Origin of the sequence: Methylobacterium radiodurans (assembly GCF_003173735.1) — a bacterium.
Classification (GTDB): domain Bacteria; phylum Pseudomonadota; class Alphaproteobacteria; order Rhizobiales; family Beijerinckiaceae; genus Methylobacterium; species Methylobacterium radiodurans.
Genome location: NZ_CP029551.1, coordinates 1417501 through 1439849, shown reverse-complemented (window position 1 = coordinate 1439849; position 22349 = coordinate 1417501). Strand labels below are relative to the sequence as shown.

The 22349-nt window shown below is 72.6% G+C and carries 22 protein-coding genes (1 of these 22 running past the window's edge); 13 read left to right on the top strand and 9 right to left on the bottom strand.

The annotated features are described in order from the left end of the window. Window positions 1–39: 39 nt before the first annotated feature. On the top strand, window positions 40–930 hold the full coding sequence (locus DK427_RS06435; RefSeq protein WP_109950531.1) for an MBL fold metallo-hydrolase: 891 nt from the start codon (window positions 40–42) through the stop codon (window positions 928–930). Between the two features lie 55 nt (window positions 931–985). Here the strand turns inward: DK427_RS06435 and DK427_RS06430 are convergent, their stop codons facing one another. Next, a complete protein-coding gene (locus DK427_RS06430; RefSeq protein WP_109950530.1) occupies window positions 986–2494 on the bottom strand; it encodes a M48 family metalloprotease in 1509 nt (502 codons plus the stop codon). Continuing rightward, the gene (locus tag DK427_RS06425) at window positions 2460–3332 is read right to left on the bottom strand and encodes a pentapeptide repeat-containing protein (protein WP_204165280.1); all 873 of its coding nucleotides are present in this window, start codon (window positions 3330–3332) and stop codon (window positions 2460–2462) included. Before DK427_RS06425 ends, DK427_RS06430 begins: the two co-directional genes overlap by 35 nt. A 612-nt stretch (window positions 3333–3944) precedes the next feature. On the opposite strand from DK427_RS06425, the gene DK427_RS06420 reads away from it, so the two are divergent. The 4 genes from DK427_RS06420 (at window position 3945) to DK427_RS06405 (ending at window position 8324) form a co-directional block, all read left to right on the top strand. Continuing rightward, window positions 3945–4355: a helix-turn-helix domain-containing protein gene (locus DK427_RS06420; RefSeq protein WP_109950529.1), complete on the top strand. Its 411-nt coding sequence runs from the start codon at window positions 3945–3947 to the stop codon at window positions 4353–4355. Window positions 4356–4527: 172 nt separating this feature from the next. Continuing rightward, window positions 4528–5703 carry a methionine adenosyltransferase gene (metK, locus tag DK427_RS06415; RefSeq protein ID WP_109950528.1) on the top strand — a complete coding sequence of 392 codons (1176 nt, stop codon included), beginning with the start codon at window positions 4528–4530 and terminating at the stop codon, window positions 5701–5703. An 8-nt stretch (window positions 5704–5711) separates the two neighbouring features. Further along, window positions 5712–6461: a tRNA (guanine(46)-N(7))-methyltransferase TrmB gene (gene trmB / locus DK427_RS06410; protein ID WP_109950527.1), complete on the top strand. Its 750-nt coding sequence runs from the start codon at window positions 5712–5714 to the stop codon at window positions 6459–6461. A 177-nt stretch (window positions 6462–6638) separates the two neighbouring features. Continuing rightward, entirely contained in the window at window positions 6639–8324 is a 1686-nt protein-coding gene (locus tag DK427_RS06405) for a sensor histidine kinase (protein ID WP_109954041.1), read from the top strand. Window positions 8325–8334: 10 nt separating this feature from the next. Here the strand turns inward: DK427_RS06405 and DK427_RS06400 are convergent, their stop codons facing one another. Further along, window positions 8335–9255: a hypothetical protein gene (locus DK427_RS06400; protein ID WP_109950526.1), complete on the bottom strand. Its 921-nt coding sequence runs from the start codon at window positions 9253–9255 to the stop codon at window positions 8335–8337. A 338-nt stretch (window positions 9256–9593) separates the two neighbouring features. Between DK427_RS06400 and DK427_RS06395 the strand changes: the two genes are divergently transcribed. The 3 genes from DK427_RS06395 (at window position 9594) to murJ (ending at window position 12803) form a co-directional block, all read left to right on the top strand. Continuing rightward, window positions 9594–10193: a superoxide dismutase gene (locus tag DK427_RS06395; RefSeq protein ID WP_109950525.1), complete on the top strand. Its 600-nt coding sequence runs from the start codon at window positions 9594–9596 to the stop codon at window positions 10191–10193. A 206-nt stretch (window positions 10194–10399) separates the two neighbouring features. Continuing rightward, window positions 10400–11143, top strand: coding sequence for a NepR family anti-sigma factor (locus DK427_RS06390; RefSeq protein WP_425452556.1), 744 nt, complete (start codon window positions 10400–10402; stop codon window positions 11141–11143). Window positions 11144–11273: 130 nt separating this feature from the next. Further along, complete coding sequence (gene murJ / locus DK427_RS06385; protein ID WP_109950523.1) at window positions 11274–12803, top strand: murein biosynthesis integral membrane protein MurJ; 1530 nt, start codon at window positions 11274–11276, stop codon at window positions 12801–12803. Window positions 12804–12845: 42 nt separating this feature from the next. Here the strand turns inward: murJ and DK427_RS06380 are convergent, their stop codons facing one another. Continuing rightward, a complete protein-coding gene (locus tag DK427_RS06380; protein WP_109950522.1) occupies window positions 12846–13958 on the bottom strand; it encodes a calcium:cation antiporter in 1113 nt (370 codons plus the stop codon). A 241-nt stretch (window positions 13959–14199) separates the two neighbouring features. Between DK427_RS06380 and DK427_RS06375 the strand changes: the two genes are divergently transcribed. Further along, window positions 14200–15483 carry a hemolysin family protein gene (locus DK427_RS06375; protein ID WP_109950521.1) on the top strand — a complete coding sequence of 428 codons (1284 nt, stop codon included), beginning with the start codon at window positions 14200–14202 and terminating at the stop codon, window positions 15481–15483. Here the strand turns inward: DK427_RS06375 and gltX are convergent, their stop codons facing one another. Further along, on the bottom strand, window positions 15484–16851 hold the full coding sequence (gene gltX / locus DK427_RS06370; protein ID WP_109950520.1) for a glutamate--tRNA ligase: 1368 nt from the start codon (window positions 16849–16851) through the stop codon (window positions 15484–15486). A gap of 175 nt (window positions 16852–17026) precedes the next feature. Here gltX and DK427_RS06365 point away from each other — a divergent pair, with 175 nt between their 5' ends. Continuing rightward, window positions 17027–17347, top strand: a complete 321-nt coding sequence (locus DK427_RS06365; protein WP_109954040.1) for a hypothetical protein — start codon at window positions 17027–17029, stop codon at window positions 17345–17347. A gap of 149 nt (window positions 17348–17496) precedes the next feature. Beyond that, entirely contained in the window at window positions 17497–17631 is a 135-nt protein-coding gene (locus DK427_RS27320) for a hypothetical protein (protein ID WP_281276979.1), read from the top strand. A 26-nt stretch (window positions 17632–17657) separates the two neighbouring features. On the opposite strand, the gene DK427_RS26095 is transcribed toward DK427_RS27320, so the two are convergent. The 4 genes from DK427_RS26095 to aptA all read right to left on the bottom strand — a co-directional run bounded on the left by DK427_RS26095 (window position 17658) and on the right by aptA (window position 20459). Next, a complete protein-coding gene (locus DK427_RS26095; protein ID WP_162559698.1) occupies window positions 17658–17828 on the bottom strand; it encodes a hypothetical protein in 171 nt (56 codons plus the stop codon). A 186-nt stretch (window positions 17829–18014) separates the two neighbouring features. Next, the gene (locus DK427_RS06360) at window positions 18015–18350 is read right to left on the bottom strand and encodes a hypothetical protein (RefSeq protein WP_109950519.1); all 336 of its coding nucleotides are present in this window, start codon (window positions 18348–18350) and stop codon (window positions 18015–18017) included. Between the two features lie 89 nt (window positions 18351–18439). Further along, entirely contained in the window at window positions 18440–18910 is a 471-nt protein-coding gene (locus tag DK427_RS06355; protein WP_109954039.1) for an SRPBCC family protein, read from the bottom strand. A gap of 217 nt (window positions 18911–19127) precedes the next feature. After that, window positions 19128–20459 carry an omega-aminotransferase AptA gene (aptA, locus tag DK427_RS06350; RefSeq protein WP_109950518.1) on the bottom strand — a complete coding sequence of 444 codons (1332 nt, stop codon included), beginning with the start codon at window positions 20457–20459 and terminating at the stop codon, window positions 19128–19130. 157 nt (window positions 20460–20616) lie between these two features. On the opposite strand from aptA, the gene DK427_RS06345 reads away from it, so the two are divergent. Both DK427_RS06345 and oxlT read left to right on the top strand, forming a co-directional pair. Next, window positions 20617–21165, top strand: coding sequence for a cupin domain-containing protein (locus tag DK427_RS06345; RefSeq protein WP_109950517.1), 549 nt, complete (start codon window positions 20617–20619; stop codon window positions 21163–21165). Window positions 21166–21425: 260 nt separating this feature from the next. Beyond that, window positions 21426–22349: the 5' portion of an oxalate/formate MFS antiporter gene (gene oxlT, locus DK427_RS06340; RefSeq protein ID WP_109950516.1), read on the top strand. 363 nt of this gene lie beyond the right edge of the window; only the first 924 of its 1287 coding nucleotides appear in the window; the start codon lies at window positions 21426–21428; the stop codon falls past the right edge of the window.

Below are 22349 nucleotides of genomic sequence, written 5' to 3'. Positions count from 1 at the left end.
CCTCTCGGGGGAGATGGAACGAGAGCCGGAAGAGAGTCGATGGTCCAGCAGATCCGGGTCGATCCGAACGCGCGGGCGGACGATCCGCGCGCCGATGCCGAGCGCGACGACGCCACCCACGAGGTCCGGCCCGACCTCGCCTACCAGCGCCACGTCATCGTCAACGTCGCCTATATCGGGCGGCCCGGCGAGGCCGGCTGGGTGCTGGTCGATGCGGGCTTCCCTGGCACCCGGGCGCGGATCGAGGCCGCGGCCGAGGCCCGCTTTGGCGGCGCGCGGCCGGCCGCGATCCTGCTCACCCACGGGCATTTCGACCATGTGGGCGTGCTGGAGGATCTGGCGGCGGCCTGGAACGTGCCGGTCTACGCCCACCGCCTGGAGCGGCCCTATCTCGACGGCAGCGCCGCCTACCCTCCGGGCGACGCGAGCGTCGGCGGCGGCGCGATGGCGCTGGCCTCGCCGCTCTTCCCGACGAAGCCCGTGGACGTCTCCGCGCAGCTGCGCGACCTGCCCGAGGACGGCAACATCCCGGAACTGCCGGGCTGGCGCTGGATCCACACGCCCGGCCACTCGCCCGGCCACGTCTCCCTGTGGCGCGAGAGTGACCGCACGGTGATCGCGGGCGATGCCTTCATCACCACGGCGAGCGAGTCGGCCTACGAGTCGATCGTGCAGACGCCCGAGATCCACGGGCCGCCCAAGTACCTGACCATCGACTGGCCGGCCGCGCGCGACTCGGTTCGGGCGCTGGCCGCCCTGATGCCGGACCTCGCGATCACCGGGCATGGCCGGGCCCTCGCCGGGACCGAGCTGCGCCGCGGCCTCGACGCGCTCGCGGCCGATTTCGACCGCATCGCCGTGCCGGACCAGGGCCGCTACGTCGAGCGGCCCCGGCGCGCCGAGGACGGCTCCGCCTACCGGACGCCCTGAGGGCGGGCACCCGATCCGCGCTCCGGCTCATCGATCCGGGCGCGCGGACGCGGCATCACTCCGTCACGATCTTGTAGCTCTGGCCCGGCCGCAGGGCGGCGCCGCGCTCCAGCCCGTTGAGGACGAGGAAGCGGTCGAGGGCCCGGTCGGGCACGGCCATGCGGCGGGCGAGGTCTTCGGCGCTCTGCGAGGAGGCCTGGACCACCTGAAGGCGCAGGGGGCGCAGCGCCTGCGTCTCGGACGGGGAGACGGCCGCCAGGCTCGCGATCCAGCGCCGGAAGGCGGGATCGGGGTCGGTCGCGCCCTTGGCGGCCATGATCATGCGGTAGGTGGCATCGCCCACCCGGAGCGCCGCGAGCCGGAAGGTCCAGTCCTTGCCGCGCGACAGGGCGGTGGCGGCCGGGTAGGGGCCGACCTCGCGCAGCTCCACCGAGCCCGGCTCGATCGCGTCGTTCCACGTCGCCTTGAGCACCGCATCGAGGCCCTGGCCGGATTCCGCGTCCACCTGATCGAAGAGCAGGCGGCGGCTGCCCTCCGGCGTGGTGCCCAGCACGGCGTTGCGGGTGTTCTCGATCGCGAAGCCGTCCGGAACCTCGAAGGCGATGCCGAGGCTCGGATGGATGAAGCGCCGGCCCCGCACCGCGCCCTCGCCGGGATTGTCGCCGTAGGCGAGCCCGTCGATCGCCGCGAGGTAGCGCGCCCGGTCGTCCACGCCGATTCCCGGCGCGCCGCTGCGGCGGGCGGCCCGCGTCACCAGGGCGATGCGCTCGGCCGTGCCCGGATGGGTCGCCAGCATGTCGGGCTCGCCCGGTGCCCCGGTGCCGGTCTTGAGCGCCAGGGTGCGGTTGAGGCTCGTGAGGAAGCGGCCCGCGCCGTAGGGGTCGTAGCCCGCCCGCGCCAGCGTCCGGACGCCGACGCCGTCCGCCTCCAGTTCCTGCTCGCGGGAGAAGCGGGCGAGCGCGAAGCGGGACTGGTTCTGCAGCTGCGCGCCGGTCGTGGGGTCGTTCAGCACGTCCGCCACCACGCGGCTGACGAGCTGCGAGCGCAGCTCAAGCTCCGTGCGGGCGGTGGCGTGGGCGAGCGTGACGTGGGCGATCTCGTGAGCCAGCACCGCGGCGATCTCCGAGGTGTCGGAGGCGAGCGCCAGGAGGCCGCGGGTGACGTAGAGCCGGCCGCTCGGCAGCGCGAAGGCGTTGACCACAGAGGAATCGAGCAACGTCACCGCGTAGGTCTGGTCCGGCCGGTCGCTCGCCCGCACCAGCCGGTCGGTAACCTCGCCGAGGAGCTGGAGCGTGGCCGGGGAGCGGTACTCGCCGCCGAAGGAGGCGACGAGCTTGAGGTGGTCCGAATCGGCCGGGCGCTGCCGGCCGGTGGTGCGCGGGGCCTCGGCCGGAACGGTGACGGCGGCGGGCGCCAGCACGGCGCCGGTCTGCTCGGCGGCGCAGCCCGCCAGGACGCCCGCGAGCCCGAACCCGACCAGCAGCGCGCGGACCCTCGCCCGCACGCCCGCAGGCGCGCACGCGCGCCTCTCACCGGTCCCGGCCTGTTCCGCGCCCCTCTGCATGCCCCGAATCGGCGCCGCGGCGCCCGTCCTCCGTCCCGTCGAGCGGCTCGACCAGTTCCGGCACCGTCACGTCGATCACCGGCCCGCGCCGGATCTCGAGGATGCCGCGCACCCGCACGCGCCGGCCGGTGAGCCCCGCCGCACTCAAACCATGTTCCAGCACCCTGCGCCAAGTGCGTTTCGACACTGTGACCGTGAGCCCGTCCTCGCCCCGCCGTACGAAATCGAGGTAGGTGCGGGCGGACCGCTCGCCGACATGGCGGACCACACCCTCGACCACGACGAAGCGCCCCTCGAGCGCGCGCAGGGCGGCGGCGTCCCGGGCCTCCGGTAGCGGGACCTGCCAGAGACCGAGCCGGCGCGCGCGGGCACCGGCCTCGACCCGCAGCAGCGCCGGGCGGCAGAGCGCGTCGGCCTCGCCCGGATCGATCGCCGCGAGCCCGGCGGCGGCGAGGCCGCCCGCGAGATCGGGTTCGGTGCCCTCCGGCAGGCCGTCGGGAACGATGTCGGAAACGATGTCGGCGCGCTGGCGCCCCCACCTGTCGGGCGTCCCGCGCGGGACGACGGTGAGGTCCCGCCCGCGGCGCGCCTCCAGCCAGGACCGCGCCGCGCCCGCCACGGGTTCCGCCGGCCAGTGCAGCGAATCGAGGAGAACCCGGGCGCCGGAGGCGAGGCGGATCTCGCCGCGCGGACCGACCTCGGCGATTCGGTCCGTCCAGGCCGGACCCGCCCGGCACGAGGCCACGCTCTCGGCCGCAGCGGCCGGGCCATGGCCGCGGGATAGCGGCACGGCGAGCAGAACGGATGCGGCGGCGCACGCGAGCCGGAGGATCCGCACGACGCCTACCCTGCGGCCTCCCTTGCCCTGCCCCCTGCCGATCCGCACCGCCCGCCCGCGCTCCGACCCACCGGGCCGGCCACGGTTGGCCCGGAGGCTGGAGGATGCTATGAGAGCCGCGGTGTGTCTCCGTAGCTCAGCTGGACAGAGCACAGGTTTCCTAAACGCAAATTGGGCGCCGCGCCGGGAAACTGCGCGGCGGATCCGCTCAAAGTCGGGGAAAGCTCAAGGCGCCTCCCGCGCCCTGCCGATCCCGAGCCAAGCCGGACGGATGCGCGAGCATCGGCCGGAAGGTGTAGAGACTAGACGGGCGGCGCCTAAGGGCCGGACCAGCCGGATCCGCGCCTAGGGCGAAGGGATAGTCCAGACCACGAACGCCGCGGGCCGCGGCGGCGGCGGAAGCCGAAGTGGGATGAAACCTGGGGTCGCAGGTTCGAGCCCTGCCGGGGACACCACCCCCGATTTCATGCTAGGATGCAGGGGAGGCGGCGCTCTTCGCCGCAACTCTGTAACAGTTCGCGCCGTGACAAAACGCGCGACTGCGCCTAAGCTTGACCGTATCCAAGCCCGACGGCCGAGCCTACGCCGACCGGGCCGCAATGCGAGAGCGTGATGGCAGGCCAGAAGACCGATCAGCGCGATGTCTATGTCGGGCAGCGCATCGCCGAGCAGCGGCGCAAGGCTTCTCTGACGCAGAGGCGCGTGGCCGAGAGCTTCGGCATGTCGGCGGCGCAGCTGCAGAAGTACGAGAAGGGCACGAATCGCATCAGCGCGATCCATCTCGACATCTTCTCGCGCATGACCGGTGTCCCGCTGGAATATTTCTTCCAGGGCGCCCCCCGGCTCGACGACATCGCGCAGACTGGGTTCGGCGAGGGGCGGCAGCATTCCTATCAGGCGGAGGGCGAGCTTCAGAACTTGGCCGAGGCGGTGGCGCAGCGCATGACCGAGCACCTGCCCGAATCGGTCCGCAAGGATTTAGCGGCAGCCGCCCAGGTCTTCAGCCGCAAGCTGGGCGCCTGAGGGCGGCCGGACGATCCACGGGGCTGATGTTTCGGCCACTTCGTCCGGAATAACGGACGCGTTCGCCATTTCGGCTTGACCCTCGGCGGTGACGGGTGCGAGAACCCGCACCGTCAATCCGGGCCCGACGCCTCCGCAACGAGGATGCGCCCGCCACACGGGGTGCATCGCGATGCCGCGCTCAGACTACCTGTTCACCAGCGAGTCCGTCTCCGAGGGTCACCCGGACAAGGTCTGCGACCGGATCTCCGACACGGTGGTCGATGCCTACCTCTCGGCGATGCCCGAGGCCCGCCTCGGCGTCGAGACGCTGGCCACCACCAACCGCATCGTCATCGCGGGCGAGGTGCGCGGCCCCGACTCGGTGACGTTCAAGGACCTCGAGGAGCTGACCCGCGAGGCCGTGCGGGACATCGGCTACGAGCAGTCCGGCTTCCACTGGAAGAACAACGACGTCGCCATCCACCTGCACGCGCAGTCGGCCGACATCGCGCAGGGCGTGGACGCCGCCGGCAACAAGGACGAGGGCGCGGGCGACCAGGGCATCATGTTCGGCTACGCCGCCGACGAGACCCCGGAGCTGATGCCCGCCCCGATCTTCTACGCCCACAAGATCCTCAAGGACCTTGCCGACGCCCGCAAGGCCAAGGACGGCGACGCGGCCAAGCTCGGCCCGGACGCCAAGAGCCAGGTCACGGTGCGCTACGCCGACGGCAAGCCCGTCGAGATCACCCAGATCGTCCTGTCCACGCAGCACCTCGACGAGTCGCTCGACTCGGCCGACGTGCGCGCGATCGTGGAGCCCTACATCCTGAAGGCGCTGCCGGAGGGCTGGGTCAACGAGGGCACCGTCTGGCACGTCAACCCGACCGGCAAATTCGTGATCGGCGGCCCGGACGGCGACGCGGGCCTCACCGGCCGCAAGATCATCGTGGACACCTACGGCGGCGCGGCGCCCCACGGCGGCGGCGCCTTCTCGGGCAAGGACCCGACGAAGGTCGACCGCTCGGCGGCCTACGCGGCCCGCTACCTCGCCAAGAACGTGGTGGCGGCCGGCCTCGCGCGCCGCGCCACGATCCAGCTCGCCTACGCGATCGGCGTGTCGAAGCCGCTCTCGATCTACGTCGACCTGCACGGCACCGGCACCGTGGACGAGGCGAAGCTCGAGGCGGTTCTGATGGACGCCCTCGACCTCTCGCCCCGCGGCATCCGCACGGCGCTCCAGCTCAACAAGCCGATCTACGCCCGCACCTCCGCCTACGGCCATTTCGGCCGGGCGCCGGAGGCCGACGGCGGCTTCTCCTGGGAGCGCACCGACCTCGCCGCCAAGCTGAAGTCGGCCTTCTGAGCCTCCTGATGGACGGGAGGGATCAGCTCCCTCCCGAGCCGGAGGGCGACCACGACGCGGAAGGGGCGCCCGAGCGCGCCTTCTTCGGCCGCCGCAAGGGCAAGCGCCTGCGCGAGGGCCAGGAGCGCCGGCTCGCCGAGCTTCTGCCCGCGCTGCGGGTCACGGTGCCCCCTGACGGCGCGCTCGACCCCGCGACGCTCTTCCCCGCGGTCCCCGACCTTCGTGAGGTCTGGCTGGAGATCGGCTTCGGCGGGGGCGAGCACCTCGCGGCCCAGGCCGCCGCCCACCCGGATGTCGGCATCATCGGGGCCGAGCCCTTCGTCAACGGCGTGGTCAAGCTGCTGCGCGCGGTGGACGAGCAGGGACTGCGCAACGTGCGCGTGCGCGACGAGGACGTCACCGCGCTGATCGCCCGGCTGCCCGACGCGTGCCTCGCCCGGGTCTACCTGCTGTACCCAGATCCCTGGCCGAAGCGCCGCCAGCGCAAACGCCGCTTCGTCTCGGAGGGCTCGCTCGCCGAGATCGCCCGCGTCCTCAGGGACGGCGGCGTGTTCCGCTTCGCCAGCGACATCGACGATTATGCCGGCTGGACCCTGGCGCGGGCCGCCCGCTGCCCGGACCTCGCCTGGACGGCGGCCTCGGCAGACGACTGGCGGCAGCCCTTCCCGGGCTGGCCCGGCACCCGCTACGAGGCCAAGGCGATCGCGGCCGGCCGCCGGCCCACCTACCTGGAATTCGCCCGCCGCCCGCGCGGCTGAGGCATCCGCGACGTCCTGCTACCACCGGCCGCCCCAAGCGCGGCCTTGCCGCCGCGGCGCGCTCCGGCCATGGTGCGCGCCCGGGCGGGGGCGTCACCGGGCCGGAGAACCGGCCCGGGCGTTCGAGGATGCGGTTTGGGCGACGGCACTGACCACGATCCGGCGGGAGCCGAGGAGATGTTTCGCGCCGCCTTCGCGCGGGCGGATGTCGGCCTTGCCGTTCTGGACGAGACCGGAGCGCGGCTGCGCGCGGCGAACCCCGCCCTCTGCGCGCTCCTGGGCTACCCTGCGGGCATGCTCGCCGGGCGCCCGCTCGCCGACCTCCTCGCGCCCGGTGAGACGCCCGGCGACGGCATCCGCTTCTGGCGCCGGGCCGACGGCGCCGCGCTCGACGTCCGGGTACGCCGGAACGGGCCGGTCCTCACCGTCGAGGCGGTCGATCCCGACGCGGCGGCCCATTCCGAGGAGAACCGCGAGGCGCTCGCCGCCGCGGGCCTCGGCGAGTGGCGCTGGGTGCGGGCGAGCGGCCGGGTGATCCTGTCGCGGCGCGCGGCACAGATCCTTGGCCAACCGGCCGGCACCGCGCCGACCTGGGACACGCTGCGGCAGGCCATGCCCGAGGAGGCGATGGAGCGGCTCGCGGCGGCCGTCCGCACCAGCCTGGCGGAGGGCGCACCCTACGCCTTCGAGGGGCCCCTGCGCCGGATCGACGATGGGCGGACGGTGGTCGTGGCCACCCGCGGCCAGCCGATCCGCGGCCCGGACGGGGCAGTCACCGGCATCGCGGGCGTGCTGCAGGACATCACCACCCGGGTCCAGGCCCGGGACGAGCTGGTGGCCCGCGACCACCGGTTGCGCGCCGCGACCTCGATCGCCCGGCTCGGCATCTTCGAGTGGCACATGCTCGAGGACCAGGCGCTCTGGGAGAATGAGCGGATGTTCGAGATCTTCGGGCGCACGCCCGAGGATGGGACCATCGGCAAGTCCGAGTTCCTCGACGACATCCTCCATCCCGACGATCGCGACCGGGTGCGCAGCGCGATCTCGCGGGCGCTGCGGGAGGACGACATCCTGCACGTCACGGGCCGCGTCCGGCGCAAGAGCGACGGGGCGTGGCGCACCATCGACATGGCCGGGCGCTTCGAGCGCGACGCGCCGAACCGCCTGCCGCGCCGCCTGATCGGCGTGGTGGCCGACGTCACCGACCGGCGCACCGCGGAGGAGCGCCAGACGCTGCTGATCCGCGAGCTGCACCATCGGGTGAAGAACACGCTGGCGACCGTGCAGGCGATCGTCGGCTCGACGGCGCGCACCGCCTCCAGCATCGAGAGCTTCTACGAGGCCTTCGTCGGCCGCATCAAATCCCTCGCGCACACCCACACGGTCCTCACCGAGGACACCTGGCAGACCGCGAGCCTGCGCGACCTCCTGGCCAACGAGCTGAAGCCCTACGCCGAGGAGGACGGCGCGGCCGGCGCGGCGGACGAGCGCGTCGTCCTCCTCGGTCCCGATCTCGACCTGCCCTCCGAGATGGCGGTGCCGGTCGGCATGGCGATCCACGAGCTGACCACCAACGCGGCGAAGTACGGCGCGCTCTCCAACCGCCGCGGCCGGGTCACGGTGACGTGGTCGCTGGAGCCGGGCGAGGCGGCCGGCATCCTGCACTTCCGCTGGCGCGAGAGCGGCGGGCCGCCGGTGCAACCGCCCCGCCGCCAAGGCTTCGGCTCGCGCCTGCTGCAGCGGGTGCTGACCGCCCAGGTCCAGGCCGAGGTCGTGACCGACTACGCCCCGGAGGGCTTCTCGCTCACCATGCGGGCTCCGCTGCCGGTCCGGAACCGGACGCTCAACCCGCTGGCCGGATAGGGCGCGCCCTTCAGGCCGCGCCGCGGGCGCTGCGCTCGCCGCCCGCGTCCACGAAGGCCTTCAGCTCGTCGAGCGACGCGAAGGTGAAGCGGCCCTGCGGCGTCTCCGCCTCGATCGAGCCGTCCGCGAACATCACGTAGGTGTTGCCGCCCGAGGCGTACTTGCCCACGACTTCCTTCCGGGTGGCCTCCCGGGGCGGTTCGGGGGCCACCAGCGGCTCGGGAGCCGGCGGCTCCTGCTGGAGCGGCGCGGCCGGCTCCTCCACGGCATCGAGGCTCGGACGCAGCTCCGGCCGCTCGGGCTCCGTGGCGTCGGGCCGCGCGAACAGGTCGTCCTCCGGGCCGACGCCGTCGTCCGGCTCCGCGTGCGGCCGGGTCGCATCGCGTTCAGCGGGTTCGGCCGGGTGCGGCGCCTCCGCGGCGGGCCGTGGCAGAACGGACGCGTCGTGAGCCGGCGTCTCGGCAGTCTCCTCGGCCGGCTGCGGAGGCTTGGGCGAGAGCCCCGGCATCGGCAGCTCGGGCTCGCGCGCGGGCTCCGGGGGAGCGGGCTCGAACAGCGTATCCTCGAAGGTCGGCTCCGCCTGCCGGCGGCCGCCGGCCGCCAGGGCAGCACCGCCGAGCCCGGCCGCGCCGCCGAGCGCCGCCGGCAGGACCGGGCGCGGCGCGGGCGCCTCGGCGCGCGGCATCTCCGGGAAGGGCGGCAGCGCGGTCGGCACCGGCACGGGGCGGTTCCGCAAGCCGCGCTCGACCCGCCGCAGATAGACCACCACGACGCCGAGGCCGGCCAGCACCGCGCCCGCCGAGGCGGTCACCGAGCCGGCGATGACCATGGCGAGCCCGCTCTCCAGGCGCACGAACGGGAAGCCCTGGATGACGGCGGCGCTCCCGCCGATCACCATGGCAGCGGCGAGCGCGAACAGCGCAACGATCATGATACTCTCTGGAACAGGCCGGCCCTTGCCCGGATCCGGGCGCGGCGCACAGTAAGGCTCTGGCCCGGTTTTGCAAAACCGTCCGTTCCCGCCCCCGATCCGCGCCGCCATGCGGGGAAAAGCCGCGCTGCGGCGTTGCCGAGCCCTCCGGCCCGACTTACCTACCGGGCCGTCGATGCTCGGCCGGCCGAGGGCGGCCCTGGGAACCGAATCCGGGAGCGATCCTCGGAGCCCGGGGACCGGTGGCGAGCCGCCGGGATCGGGCCGCCCGCGCGCAACCCGCGCGGCGCACGGCCGAGGAGCCCGAGAGACCAGCCCCGAGAACGGAGACGGACCCGATGACCTTCACCCTGCCGGAACTGCCCTACGCCTACGACGCCCTGGCGCCCTACATGTCGAAGGAGACCCTCGAGTTCCACCACGACAAGCACCACAAGGCCTATGTCGACACGGGCAACAAGCTGCTCGAGGGCACCGACCTCCAGGGCAAGAGCGTCGAGGAGATCGTCAAGGCGAGCTACAACACGAACCAAGCGCTGTTCAACAACGCCGGCCAGCACTACAACCACGTCCACTTCTGGCAGTGGATGAAGCCGAACGGCGGCGGAAACCCGCCCGGCGCGCTGGCCAAGAAGATCGACGAGGATCTCGGCGGCTTCGAGAAGTTCAAGGCCGACTTCATCCAGGCCGGCATCGGCCAGTTCGGCTCGGGCTGGGCCTGGCTCGCTGTCAAGGACGGCAAGCTCGCCATCCTGAAGACCCCGAACGGCGAGAACCCGCTCGTGCACGGCGCCAAGCCGATCCTCGGTGTCGATGTCTGGGAGCACTCCTACTACATCGACTACCGCAACCGCCGCCCCGACTACCTCAAGGCCTTCATCGAGAACCTCGTAAACTGGGAGCACGTGGAGAAGATGTACAGCGAGGCCACCGCCTGAGGCAGCGAAGAGCGGCGCCCGGTCGGCGCCGCTCCTGGATGAATCCCGCGGGCAGCGCTTCAACCGAGGCGCTGCCCTTTTTGTTGTTTCAACTCTGCGGTGTGTTCGTCACCGAACGTTCAGAATCGCCTTGCCAGAAGCTCCCTGGAATATTTCTGATTTACCCCGTGCCCGTCCGTGGGCGCCGTGCCAGGAGGAGCTTAGCCGTGAGCGGAGCGAGCGACCGTGCCGATGGGGTAGCGCCCGTGCAGCCCGAGAACAGCGGCACGACACGTGACGGCGCGGGTGCCCTGCCCCCCGCCGTCCGGGACCATCTCGGCGCCCAGCTGCGCGAGAGCTACGCCCTGCTGATCGAGGAGCCGGCCCCCGACGCCTTCGTCGGCCTGATCCGCCGCCTCGTGGCGGCCCTCGACGGCCATGCGGCAACGGAGGAGAAGACCTTCGGTGAGGATCTCATCGCGGCGCTCCCGGCGCTGCGCGCCTTCGCCCTGTCGCTGGCGGTGAGCGCCGCGCGGGCGGACGACCTCGTGCAGGAGACCGTGCTGAAGGCCTGGGCCAACCGGGAGAAGTTCCGGCCCGGCACGAACTTCACCGCGTGGCTCTTCACGATCCTGCGCAACCAGTTCTACAGCGAGATCCGCAAGCACCGCCGCGAGATCGAGGACGTGGACGGCGCCGCCGCCGCGACCATGATCAGCCTGCCCGATCAGGTCGAGCGGATCGCGCTCCAGAACGTCTGGTCGACGATGGCGAAGCTCCCGGCCTCGCAGCGGGAGGCGCTGCTGCTCGTCGGCGCGCACGGCCTCACCTACGAGGCCGCCGCCGAGGTGATCGGCTGCCAGACCGGCACCGTGAAGAGCCGCGTCAGCCGCGCCCGCGCCTGGCTCGCCGACGCGCTCGGCCTCGACCGGGCCGAGCCGGGCCTGCTGTCGGGGTCCCCGCGAGTCTGAGGCTGCGGGGCGGGAAAATCCGGACCGCGCGAAACCCCGGCGGTGTTGCGGTGCCCGCGCATCGGCGGATGAGCCGATCTGCTAGGGCAGGGGCCATGTCCGCTCCGCTTCGCACCGGGACCCGCGCCCCGTGATCCGCTCCATCCTCTCGGTCGGCGGCTGGACGCTCGTCTCGCGCGCCACGGGCTTCGCCCGCGACGTGGTGATGGCCGCCGTGATGGGTGCCGGGCCGATCGCCGACGCCTTCGTGGTGGCCTTCCGGCTGCCGAACCATTTCCGGGCGATCTTCGGCGAGGGCGCCTTCAACACCGCCTTCGTGCCGGCCTATGCGGGACTCGCCGAGGCGGGAGAGCCGGGCGCGGCCCGGGCCTTCGCGGACCGCATCTTCAGCCTGATGCTCGCCGTGCAGGTCGTGTTGCTGGGCCTCGCGCTCCCGCTGATGCCGCTGGTGGTGCGGGCGCTGGCCCCCGGCTTCGCCGAGGATCCGGAGCGCTTCGGGCTCGCGGTCTCGCTCACCCGCATCACCTTCCCGTACCTGCTGTTCATGACGCTGGTGACGCTGACCACCGGCATCCTCAACGCGCACCGCCGCTTCGCCGCGGGCGCGGGTGCGCCGGTGCTGCTCAACCTCGCGATGCTGGCCGCGCTCGCGCTCGCTTTCCTGTTCCCGAACGCCGCATACGCCGCCGCCTGGGGCGTCTGCGTCTCCGGCATCCTGCAGTTCGGCCTGGTCTGGTGGGACGCGCGCCGCGCCGGCATCGCGCCGGGGCTCGCCCGACCGACCGTCCGCGACCCCGCCATGGCGCGCTTCTTCCGGGTGCTCGGCCCCGCCGTGATCGGCTCGGCCGGGTTCCAGATCGCAGTCTTCGCCGACACCATCATCGCGAGCCTGCTGCCGGTCGGCGCGGTCTCGGCGCTCTGGTACGCCGACCGGCTCTACCAGCTGCCGCTCGGCGTCATCGGCATCGCGGCCGGCACCGTGCTGCTGCCGGAGATGAGCCGGCGCATCGCGGCGGGCGACGTGGCGGGCGCGCACGCGGCGCAGAACCGCTCGGCGGGCTTCTCGCTCGCGCTGTCGGCGCCCTTCACGGTGGCCTTCCTCGCCCTGCCGGGGCTGATCATGGCGGCCCTGTTCCAGCGCGGCGCCTTCGGGGCGGAGGACGCCGCCCGCGCCGCCGAGGTTCTGGCCGCCTACGGGCTGGCGCTGCCCGCCGTGGTGCTGGTGCGCAGCGCGGTGGCGAGCTTCTACGCCCGGCAGGACACCAAGACGCCGCTCTGGGCCTCGCTCACGGCGATCCTGGTCAACGTCGCGCTGAAGCTCGTTCTGACCGGCCCCTACGGCGTCACCGGCCTCGCGCTCGCCACCGCGATCAGCCAGTGGGTGAACCTCGCCCTCCTGGTCGTGCTGGCCCATCGCAGGGGCTGGACCGCGCCGGGGCGCGCGCTCGGCCTCACCGTGCTCGGTGTCTGCGCCGCCTGCGCGGGCCTCGCGCTGGTGGCGGTCTACGGCCTCCCACTCGCCGACCGGCTGGTGCCGGCACTGCCGCACGGGCGCGAGATCGCGGTGCTGGGGCTGCTGGGTCTCACGGGCGCCGCCGTCTACGGCGCCCTGCTCCTGGGCCTGCTCCACCTGTTCGGCCTGCGCCTGCGGCGGCGCTGACCTGCCGACCCACGGGATCGGTGCCGATCCGCCAGGGCGGTCCTACGGGCTGAAGATCAGCACGATGTAGACGAAGAACAGGATCAGGTGCACGGCGCCCTCCAGCACCGTCGTGCGCGGCCCCGAGAAGGTCAGGCCGCTGAGGATCAGCGTGACGGCGAGCAGCGTCATGCCGGTGGGGCTCAGGCCCAGGATCACGGTCTGGCCCGACATCAGCCCGATCGCCAGGACCGCCGGCACGGTGAGGCCGATCGTCGAGGTCGCCGCCCCCAGGCACAGGTTGATCGCCCGCTGCAGTTCGTTGCGGGCGATGGCCTTGAGCGACGAGATGCCCTCCGGCGTGAACACGATGGCGGCGATTAGCACGCCGCCGAGCGCGGACGGGGCGCCGAGCGCCGCGATACCGTGGTCGAGGATCGTCGCGAGGCTCTTCGATAGGAGCACGATCGGCACGATGTTGGCGACCAAGAGCCCGATGTGCCGGACGACCGCGCCGGCCGAGGCGCGGTGCTTGGCCGGTGCCTCGACCGCCTCGGTCCGCTCGGCCTCGGCCCGCGCCCGCGGATCCTTGAAGAAGTCGCTGTGTCGGCCCGTCTGGATCAGCAGGAACACTCCGTAGAGCGCCACCGTGAAGGCCGAGAAGGCCAGGGCCTGGAACCGCGTCAGCGAGCCGTCGGGCGTCGAGGTGGTGAAATTCGGGATGATCAGCGCGATGGTGGTGAGCGGGATGATCACCGCCAGGAAGGCTGAGGCGCCCTGCAGGTTGTAGCTCTGCTGGTGGTGGCGCAGGCCGCCGACCAGCAGCCCGAGGCCCACCACCCCGTTCAGCACGATCATCAGCACCGCGAACATGGTGTCGCGCCCGAGCGTCGGCGCGGCCTTGGCGGAGAGCATCACCGCCGAGACCAGCGCCACCTCGATGATCACGATGGCGAGCGTCAGGATCAGCGTGCCGAAGGGCTCGCCCAGCATCTCAGCGAGTTCCTCGGCCTCGTGCACCACCCCGAAGGCGGCCCACAGGATGACCGCGAGCAGCCATCCGAACAGCAGGCTCGCCCAGAGCGGACTGCCGAGGTCGCCGAGCCAGTCCTTGCCGAACCACCAGAACGCCGCGACGCTCGCCCACGCCGCCGCCAGCCGCACAAGTCCGCTCATCGCCGTCTCCCTCGTCAGCGCGGTTAAGCTTTTGCGGCGCGGGAGGTTGCGTCGAACGACGCGCATGCGCGGGCTGCCCGCTCCGTCCCGGGATCGGCGGGGCGGCCGGAAAGCCCGTCGGCCGAACGCGCGAGCGCGGCCGTTGACCGGTGCGGCGCGGGCGGCCATCTAGGGAGGGCCCGTCATCCGCCAGAGGAAGCCCGGCCCGTCTGCGAGCGGTCCCGGGTTCTACGTCAGCCGCTTGCTCGAGCTTGCCATCGCCGTCGCCCTGATCGCGCTGAACGGCGTCTTCGCGCTCTCCGAGCTCGCGGTGGTCTCGGCCCGCAAGAGCCGCCTGCGCGCGATGGCCGAGGCGCGCCGGGCGGGTGCCGCCGCCGCGCTGGCGCTGGCCGAGGAGCCGGGGCGCTTCCTCTCCACGGTGCAGATCGGCATCACCCTGATCGGCATCCTGTCGGGCGCGGTCTCGGGCGCCGTGCTCGGCGACCGGCTCGCCGACCTCCTCACCGCGGCGGGGCTGACGCGCTCGCTCGCCGACACGCTCGGCTACGGGCTCGTCATCGCGGTGATCACCTACCTGTCGGTGATCGTGGGCGAGCTGGTCCCGAAGCACCTCGCGCTGCGCGATCCCGAGGGCATCGCCTGCCTGGTGGCGCCGGGGATGCGGCTGGTCTCGCGCGCGGCCAAGCCCGCGGTCTGGCTCCTCGACGCCTCGACCCGGGCGGTGTTCCGGCTGATCGGCCAGGAGACCGAGAGCGCGAGCGCGGTGACCCAGGAGGAGATCCGCGCCCTCGTGGCCGAGGCCGAGACGGCGGGCGTGATCGAGACCGGTGAGCGCCGGATGATCGCGGGCGTGCTGCGCCTCGGCGACCGGGCGGTGCGCGGAGTGATGACGCCGCGCACGGAGGTGCGCTGGATCGATCTCGGCCGCGACGAGGCGGAGATCCGCGCGCTCCTCCTCGACAGCCCCCACTCCGTGCTGCCGGTCATCGACGGCAACCCCGACGACGTGATCGGCGTGGTGCAGGTGCGCGCCCTGGTCGGCGCGCTCGCCTCCGGGGCGCCGCTCGACCTGCGCCGCCACGTCCGCGCCGCCCCCGTCGTGCCCGACACGATCGACGCCCTCGAAGCCCTGGACCGGCTGCAGGCGGCCCATGTGCCGATGGCGCTGGTGCACGACGAGTACGGCCATTTCGACGGCGTGGTGACACCGGCCGACATCCTCGACGCGATCGCGGGGGCCTTCCAGTCCGAGGCGGCCGAGCCCGAGGCGGTGCAGCGGGCCGACGGCTCCTGGCTCATCGCCGGCTGGATGCCGGCAGACGAGATGGCCGACCAGCTCGGGATCCGGCTGGAGGCGTCGCGCGCCTACGAGACCGCGGCGGGCCTCGTCATCCACGCCCTGCAGCACATCCCCGAGACGGGTGAGACCTGCGAGATCGCGGGCTGGCGCTTCGAGGTGGTCGATCTCGACGGGCGCCGGGTGGACAAGATCCTGGCGACGCGCCTCGCCGAGGTACCGGCCTGATCAGGCCGCCTCTCCGGCGAGCCGCCGCGCCGCCCGCTCCCGCCCGATCAGGGGCAGCAGCCCGGCGAGGTCCGGGCCGTGGTCGAGGCCGGTGAGCGCGAGCCGCAGCGGCATGAACAGGGCCTTGCCCTTCCGGCCCGTCCGCTCGCGGACGACGCCGGTCCAGGCCTTCCAGGTCTCCGGCCCCCAGGGCTCGGGCGGAAGGGTTGCGGCGGCGGCCTCCGTCACCTCGGCGTCCGCCTCGGCCAGCACCGGTGCCACCGGCCCCGTCACCACCCGCCACCACCCGGCGGCGTCCTCGACGCGGCCGAGATTGGCCCGCACGGCGAGCCAGAACGGCTCGGCCAAAGCCGCCGACACCCCGAGCGCGGCGAGCCTGTCGGCCGCCTCCGCGTAGGGCATCGCGTGGATGAGCCGGGCGTTGAGCCCGTCGAGCTCGTGCGGGTCGAAGCGGGCGGGCGCGCGCGAGATGTGGGCGAGGTCGACGAGCCCGGCGAGTTCGTCGAGGGAGGCGACCGGGCGCACGGCCTCGGCCGAGCCGGTGAGCACGGCCAGCGCGCGGACGGCCGCCGGCTCGTAGCCCGCCGCGCGGAGCGAGCGCAGCGAGAGATGGCCGAGGCGCTTCGACAGCCCCTCCCCGTCCGCCGTGGTCAGCAGATTGTGGTGGCCGAAGACCGGCACGGGCGCGCCCAGGGCCTCGAAGATCTGGACCTGCACGCCCGTGTTGGTCACGTGGTCCTCGCCGCGGATCACGTGGGTGATCCCCATCTCGGCATCGTCCACCACGGAGGGCAGCGTGTAGAGGTAGCTGCCGTCGGCGCGGATCAGCACCGGGTCCGAGAGCGAGGCGCAATCGACGTGGGCGGCCCCGCGCACGAGATCGTCCCAGCCGACCGTGCGCTGGTCGAGCTTGAACCGCCAGTGCGGGCGCCGCCCCTCCGCCTCGTAGGCGGCGCGCTGCTCTGGGGTGAGGCTCAAGCTCGCCCGGTCGTAGATCGGCGGCAGGCCGCGCCCGAGCTGGCGCTTGCGGCGGCGCTCCAATTCCTCGGCGGTCTCGTAGCAGGGATAGAGCCGGCCCGTCGCCCGCAGCTGCTCGGCGGCCGCGTCGTAGAGTGCCACCCGGTCGGACTGGCGCGCGAACAGGTCCGGCACGATCCCGAGCCAGGCGAGGTCCTCGCCGATGGCCTCGGCGAACTCCGCGGTCGAGCGCTCGCGGTCGGTGTCGTCGAGGCGCAGCAGGAAGCGCCCGCCCCGGGCGCGGGCGAAGAGCGCGTTGAGCAGCGCCGGCCGCGCGTTGCCGATGTGGAGGTAGCCGGTCGGCGAGGGCGCGAAGCGGACGAGCGGTGCGGGCGAGGTCGGCGCGATCATGCGCGACCCTCTACGCATCATCCCGGCGCCTGTCACATCGCCCGGGCGGGAAAATCGGGCGCCCGCCGAAACGCGGGCCGGCGCGCCGCGTTGAGGCACGGTGCCGCGGCGCGGCGCCGCACGCCGTGGATGGCATTCACCACGGCCACCGCCAGCCTAACAGGAGGTGATGCCGATGCGTCTCGCTCGCTCGATCCGACCCGTGATCGCCCTGCTCCTCACCGCCCTGCCCGCAGCCGCGCAGGATAATAAGCCCGCCCCGATCCGCCAACCCGGGCCGCCCCAGCTCGTCCCGCCCGGAACGCCGCCGAGCGCGACGGTCGTCCCTGGCGAGACCGGTAACAGCGGCCCGGCCGTGACGACCACGATCGCACCGACGGGCGTGGGCGCCACCACGATCAACACCGATTCGGCTGCGGCCGGAAACGCGGCGGATCCGGCCCGCGGCGTGCCGAAGGTGGGCGGCGGCGGCGGAGACGGCGGCGGCGGTCAGTAGCCGCGTCCGCGCCGACCGGAACCGTGCTCCGGCGGCACCACACCGGCACCTTCCGGAGCTGTCGCCGTCGGACGGCTCGGAAATTAGCGCCCTGTTGCAGCCCGCGCGGCTAGAAACCGGGCGCCGGACGATTCCCGCCCGGCTCCCCGGTGCGGGCGCGCGCCGGGCTGACCGCCGGACCGCGCACAAGATCCTCGAATCCCATGACCGTCATCGCTCTCGTGCTCGCCGGCAACCTGCTGCTCGCCGGCCTGTTCTCCCTCGTCGCCGTGGTGCTGGATTGAGGAGCCCGCAGCGCGCGGGGACCGGGTCAGCGCTTCGGCTTCTCGATCTCGGCCACGAGATCGGCGAGGCGCGGGCCCAGGGGAGCCGAGAGGGCTTCAGCGTAGAGGCCGCGCAAGCTCTCGCCGATCCGGCGCCGCACGACGGGCTTGAGCGTGGCGGGCGGCGGTTCCGGCAGACGGTTCGGCTCCTTCGGCATCACCCGTGACCCCCATCGCCCGCTGCACCGCCCGAGTGTCGCGAGGCTTGGTTAAGGCTCCGTCACCGCGCGTCCGATCCGTGCGTGAACCACTCGTGGAACGAGAAGGACCCGCCGGGGATGCCGGCGGGTCCTTCTCGCGGCGGCTCTCGGAAGCCGTGCCGGCTCACGGATAGCCGTAGCGGCTCACGGATAGCCGTAGCGGCTCTTGGCGGCCGCCAGCAGGCTCAGCGCCTCACCCGCGCGTCCGGCCGCGCAAGCTGACGCGGCGCGGTCGAGGTCGGCACCGAAGCGGTCGCCGACCGTCTTGGCGAGGTCGCCACTCGCCACGTCGGCGCTCACCACGGCCTGCGTGCGGGCGATGGCCGGACCGCAGCCGCTGCCCTGCGGCAGGACCGCGGGCGCGGCGATGGGAGCTGCAACGGCGGCGACGGGCGGCGGCGCGGCGGCCGTCGACTGGCAGGCCGCAAGGCCCCCGGCGGCGAGGAGGACGAGCGTCAGGCGGAAGACTTGCGTCGGCACGGCACGGATCCCTGAACGGCGCAGCTTGGCGCCGGCCCGGGTTGTGGGACGGGCTGTCCGGCCGGTCAACCGGCGGCCTACTTGGCCTTCTACTTGGCCTTGTCGGCGAGGCTCTTCAGGCCCGCCTCATAGATTCCCGAGATCGCGTCCTGCGCGACCGTGTCCGGCACGCCCTTGGCACCGAAGCTGCCCTGCCACGTCACCTTCGAGCCTGAGCCCTCCGGCGCGACCGCGAGCGTCGAGCGGTAGTCGGAGACCGGCAGCGGGCCCTCCAGGATAGTGTAGGTGTAGCTCATCACCTTGTCGTCGCGGGAGACCTGCTGCTCGACCAGGGTGCCGCCGCCCTTGAGGCTGAGCGTGCGGATCTTCTGCCCGTCCTTCTCGGAAGCCACGCATTTCTCGACCACCGGATGCCAGTCGGCGATGCCGCAGAAATCGCCGATCGTCTGCCAGACCTTGTCGGGATGGGCGGGGAGATCGGCCGACTTCTGCACCTCGATCGCGTGGCCGGGCAGCGTACCGGCGAGCAGAACGAGGGTGGGCAGGGCGAGGCGCAGCATCTGGCAGGTCTCCATCCGTTCGGGGTTTCGCGCGGGCGGGCCCGCGCCGGCTCTTCGGCCGGGACGGAGCTAGGACCGGGGCGCAGCCTGGCAATGGCCGGCACCGCGGCCGCACCCGATCGTGCGCGCCGTCGTCACGATTCGGCCCAATCTCCTCGACGGGACCGAACCGTGGGACACCTCGGGGTGGCGGGCCTGCGGGATCCCGCGGATCCGTTCAGGCGACCCGGTCGATCGCCGCGCCGACGATCTCGGCCATCTCGCGGATCTGCTCGCGCTCCACGGTCAACGGGGGCGAGAGCGCGATGATGTCGCCGGTCACCCGGATCAGCAGCCCGCGCCGGAAGCAGTCGGTGAAGACCTCGTAGGCGCGCTTGCCCGGCGCGTCCGCCCGCGGGGTCAGCTCGATGCCCGCGACGAGACCGATGGTGCGGATGTCGCAGACATGGGCGCGCCCGCGCAGGTCGTGCATCGCCACAGCCCAGTCCTCGGCCAGATCCGCCGCGCGGGTGAGGAGCCCCTCCCGGGCGTAGATGTCGAGCGTGGCGAGCCCCGCCGCGCAGGCCACCGGATGCCCCGAATAGGTGTAGCCGTGGAACAGCTCGATCCCCTCCGGCCCCTGCATCAGGGCGTCGTGGACCGCGCGCCGGGCGAAGACCGCGCCCATCGGCACCGTGCCGTTGGTGATGCCCTTGGCCGCGGTGACGAGGTCCGGCACCACGCCGAAATAATCGGCCGCGAATGGCGCGCCGAGCCGCCCGAACCCGGTGATCACCTCGTCGAAGATCAGCAGGATGCCGTGACGGGTGCAGATCTCGCGCAGGCGCTCCAGATAGCCCCGCGGCGGGATCAGCACGCCGGTCGAACCCGCGACAGGCTCGACGATGCAGGCCGCGATCGTCTCCGCCCCGTGGAGCGCCACCAGCCGCTCGAGGTCGTCGGCGAGTTCGGCCCCGTGCTCGGGCTGGCCCTTCGCGAAGGCGTTGCGCGCCGGATCGTGCGTGTGGCGCAGGTGGTCGATGCCGGGTAGCTGCGGGAAGGCGCGCCGGTTCGACACGATGCCGCCGACCGAGATGCCGCCGAAGCCGACGCCGTGATAGCCGCGCTCGCGCCCGATCAGCCGCGTGCGCGTGCCCTGCCCGATCGCCCGCTGGTAGGCGAGCGCGATCTTGAGCGCGGTATCGACCGCTTCCGACCCGGAATTGGCGAGGAACACCCGGTCGAGCCCCGCCTCGGGACCGCCCGGCGCGATCGCGGCGAGCCGCTCGGCGAAGTCGAAGGCGCCCGGATGCCCCATCTGGAAGGTCGGCGCGAAATCGAGGCTCGCGAGTTGGCGCGCCACCGCGTCGGCGATGTCGCGGCGCCCGTGCCCGGCATTGACGCACCAGAGCCCGGCCGTGCCGTCGAGGATCCGCCGGCCGTCGTCGGACGTGTAGTGCATGCCCTCGGCCGAGACGAGGATCCGGGGCGCCGCCTTGAACTGGCGGTTGGCCGTGAACGGCATCCAGAAGGCGTCGAGCGAGGGGGTGTTCGGGCGGATCTGCGACATGGATGCTCTCGCGGCGACGCGGTTTCGATGCGCGAGGGGACGCCTTTCACCAGCCCGCAACAAGTCCTTTTCTCGTCTGCCGCAAACCCTTGACGAACCGTCATGCCGGCGCGCACCGTTGCGGGATCCGCAACAGCCGCAACGGGGTCCGGCCGGGATGAACGTCGACGTGGGAGAGCGGCTGCGCTTCGTCCGGCTGCGGCAGGGCCTGTCGCAGCGGGCGCTCGCCAAGCGCGCCGGCGTGACGAACTCGACGATCTCGCTCATCGAATCGAACCGGGTGAACCCCTCCGTCGGCGCCCTGAAGCGCATCCTCGACGGCGTGCCGATCGGCCTCTCGGACTTCTTCGCGGTCGAGCCGGAGCGCGAGCGCAAGGCCTTCTACGCGACGCAGGAACTCACCGAGATCGGGAAGGGCAAGATCTCGTACCGGCAGGTCGGCGAGACCCTGTTCGGGCGCCAGCTCCAGATTCTGAAGGAGCGCTACGAGGTCGGTGCCGACACTGGCCGCATCCTGCTCTCGCACGAGGGCGAGGAGGGCGGGATCGTGCTATCGGGTCGCCTGGAGGTGACGGTCGGCGACGAGCGCCGGATCCTCGGCCCCGGTGACGCCTACGCCTTCGACAGCCGACGCCCGCACCGCTTCCGCTGCGTCGGGCCTGTTCCGTGCGAGGTCGTCAGCGCCTGCACGCCGCCGAGCTTCTGAGAGATTCCGACGTCCCACGCGGCCGCGGCGACGCGGCGTCGTGCCCGAGCGGGCGCAGAAACCCTTTCGAATTCAACATGCTGATCGATGAATGCCCGGGCCGGCCGTCCGATGCCGGCCCTTCCGGCCGGCTGCACCCGATGACAACTCGCACGTGCAGGCCAGCAGTTTAATCCCTGGCATATTGCATAATCGGAAATTTCTTGCATGATCCGGAGCGTCGGCCGCGGAATGCCGACGCACCACGACAAGGATCAGGGATGGAACGCCAGGACACCTCGTCCGCCAAATGGTGGCAGCTCGCCTTCGGCATCCTCTGCATGGCGATGATCGCCAACCTGCAGTACGGCTGGACGCTCTTCGTCGACCCGATCGACGCCAAGTACCACTGGGGTCGCGCCGCGATCCAATTCGCCTTCACCCTCTTCGTCGCCACCGAGACCTGGCTCGTGCCGGTCGAGGCGTGGTTCGTGGATCGCTACGGCCCGCGGATCGTGGTCTGCTTCGGCGGCGTGATGATCGCGCTCGCCTGGGTGCTCAACGCCCACGCCTCCTCACTCCCCATGCTCTACGCTGGCTCGGTGATCGGCGGCATCGGCGCGGGCTCGGTCTACGGCACCTGCGTGGGCAACGCCCTGAAGTGGTTCCCGGACCGCCGCGGCCTCGCCGCCGGTGCCACCGCCGCGGGCTTCGGCGCGGGCGCGGCGCTGACCGTCGTGCCGATCGCCAAGATGATCGCCACCAGCGGTTACGAGAACGCCTTCCTGTATTTCGGCCTCGGTCAGGGTGCCGTCGTGGTGGTGATGTCGTTCCTGCTGCGCAAGCCGAGCGTCAGCGCGCCGGTCCGGCGCAAGAGCCTGCGCCTGCCCCAGACGCAGGTCGACCGCACACCCCGCGAGGCGGTCCGCACGCCGGTCTTCTGGGTGATGTACGCGATGTTCGTGATGGTGGCCTCGGGAGGCCTGATGGCGGCCGCCCAGATCGCCCCGATCGCCCACGACTTCAAGGTCGCCGACGTACCGGTCTCGGTCCTCGGCCTGCAGATGGCGGCGCTCACCCTCGCGATCTCGCTCGACCGCATCTTCGACGGATTCGGCCGGCCGTTCTTCGGCTACGTCTCCGATCGGATCGGGCGCGAGAACACGATGTTCATCGCCTTCAGCACGGCCGCCTTCGCGGTGATC

Excerpts from the sequence above, each read along its gene's own strand:
- aptA (WP_109950518.1), bottom strand. The coding sequence starts at position 20,459 with ATGTCGCAGATCCGCCCGAACACCCCCTCGCTCGACGCCTTCTGGATG.
- DK427_RS06435 (WP_109950531.1), top strand. The coding sequence starts at position 40 with ATGGTCCAGCAGATCCGGGTCGATCCGAACGCGCGGGCGGACGATCCG.
- DK427_RS06380 (WP_109950522.1), bottom strand. The coding sequence starts at position 13,958 with ATGAGCGGACTTGTGCGGCTGGCGGCGGCGTGGGCGAGCGTCGCGGCG.
- DK427_RS06420 (WP_109950529.1), top strand. The coding sequence starts at position 3,945 with ATGGCAGGCCAGAAGACCGATCAGCGCGATGTCTATGTCGGGCAGCGC.
- DK427_RS06345 (WP_109950517.1), top strand. The coding sequence starts at position 20,617 with ATGAACGTCGACGTGGGAGAGCGGCTGCGCTTCGTCCGGCTGCGGCAG.
- metK (WP_109950528.1), top strand. The coding sequence starts at position 4,528 with ATGCCGCGCTCAGACTACCTGTTCACCAGCGAGTCCGTCTCCGAGGGT.
- DK427_RS06395 (WP_109950525.1), top strand. The coding sequence starts at position 9,594 with ATGACCTTCACCCTGCCGGAACTGCCCTACGCCTACGACGCCCTGGCG.
- gltX (WP_109950520.1), bottom strand. The coding sequence starts at position 16,851 with ATGATCGCGCCGACCTCGCCCGCACCGCTCGTCCGCTTCGCGCCCTCG.
- trmB (WP_109950527.1), top strand. The coding sequence starts at position 5,712 with ATGGACGGGAGGGATCAGCTCCCTCCCGAGCCGGAGGGCGACCACGAC.
- DK427_RS06430 (WP_109950530.1), bottom strand. The coding sequence starts at position 2,494 with ATGCAGAGGGGCGCGGAACAGGCCGGGACCGGTGAGAGGCGCGCGTGC.
- DK427_RS06355 (WP_109954039.1), bottom strand. The coding sequence starts at position 18,910 with ATGCTGCGCCTCGCCCTGCCCACCCTCGTTCTGCTCGCCGGTACGCTG.
- DK427_RS06365 (WP_109954040.1), top strand. The coding sequence starts at position 17,027 with ATGCGTCTCGCTCGCTCGATCCGACCCGTGATCGCCCTGCTCCTCACC.
- DK427_RS26095 (WP_162559698.1), bottom strand. The coding sequence starts at position 17,828 with ATGCCGAAGGAGCCGAACCGTCTGCCGGAACCGCCGCCCGCCACGCTC.
- DK427_RS06400 (WP_109950526.1), bottom strand. The coding sequence starts at position 9,255 with ATGATCGTTGCGCTGTTCGCGCTCGCCGCTGCCATGGTGATCGGCGGG.
- DK427_RS06405 (WP_109954041.1), top strand. The coding sequence starts at position 6,639 with ATGTTTCGCGCCGCCTTCGCGCGGGCGGATGTCGGCCTTGCCGTTCTG.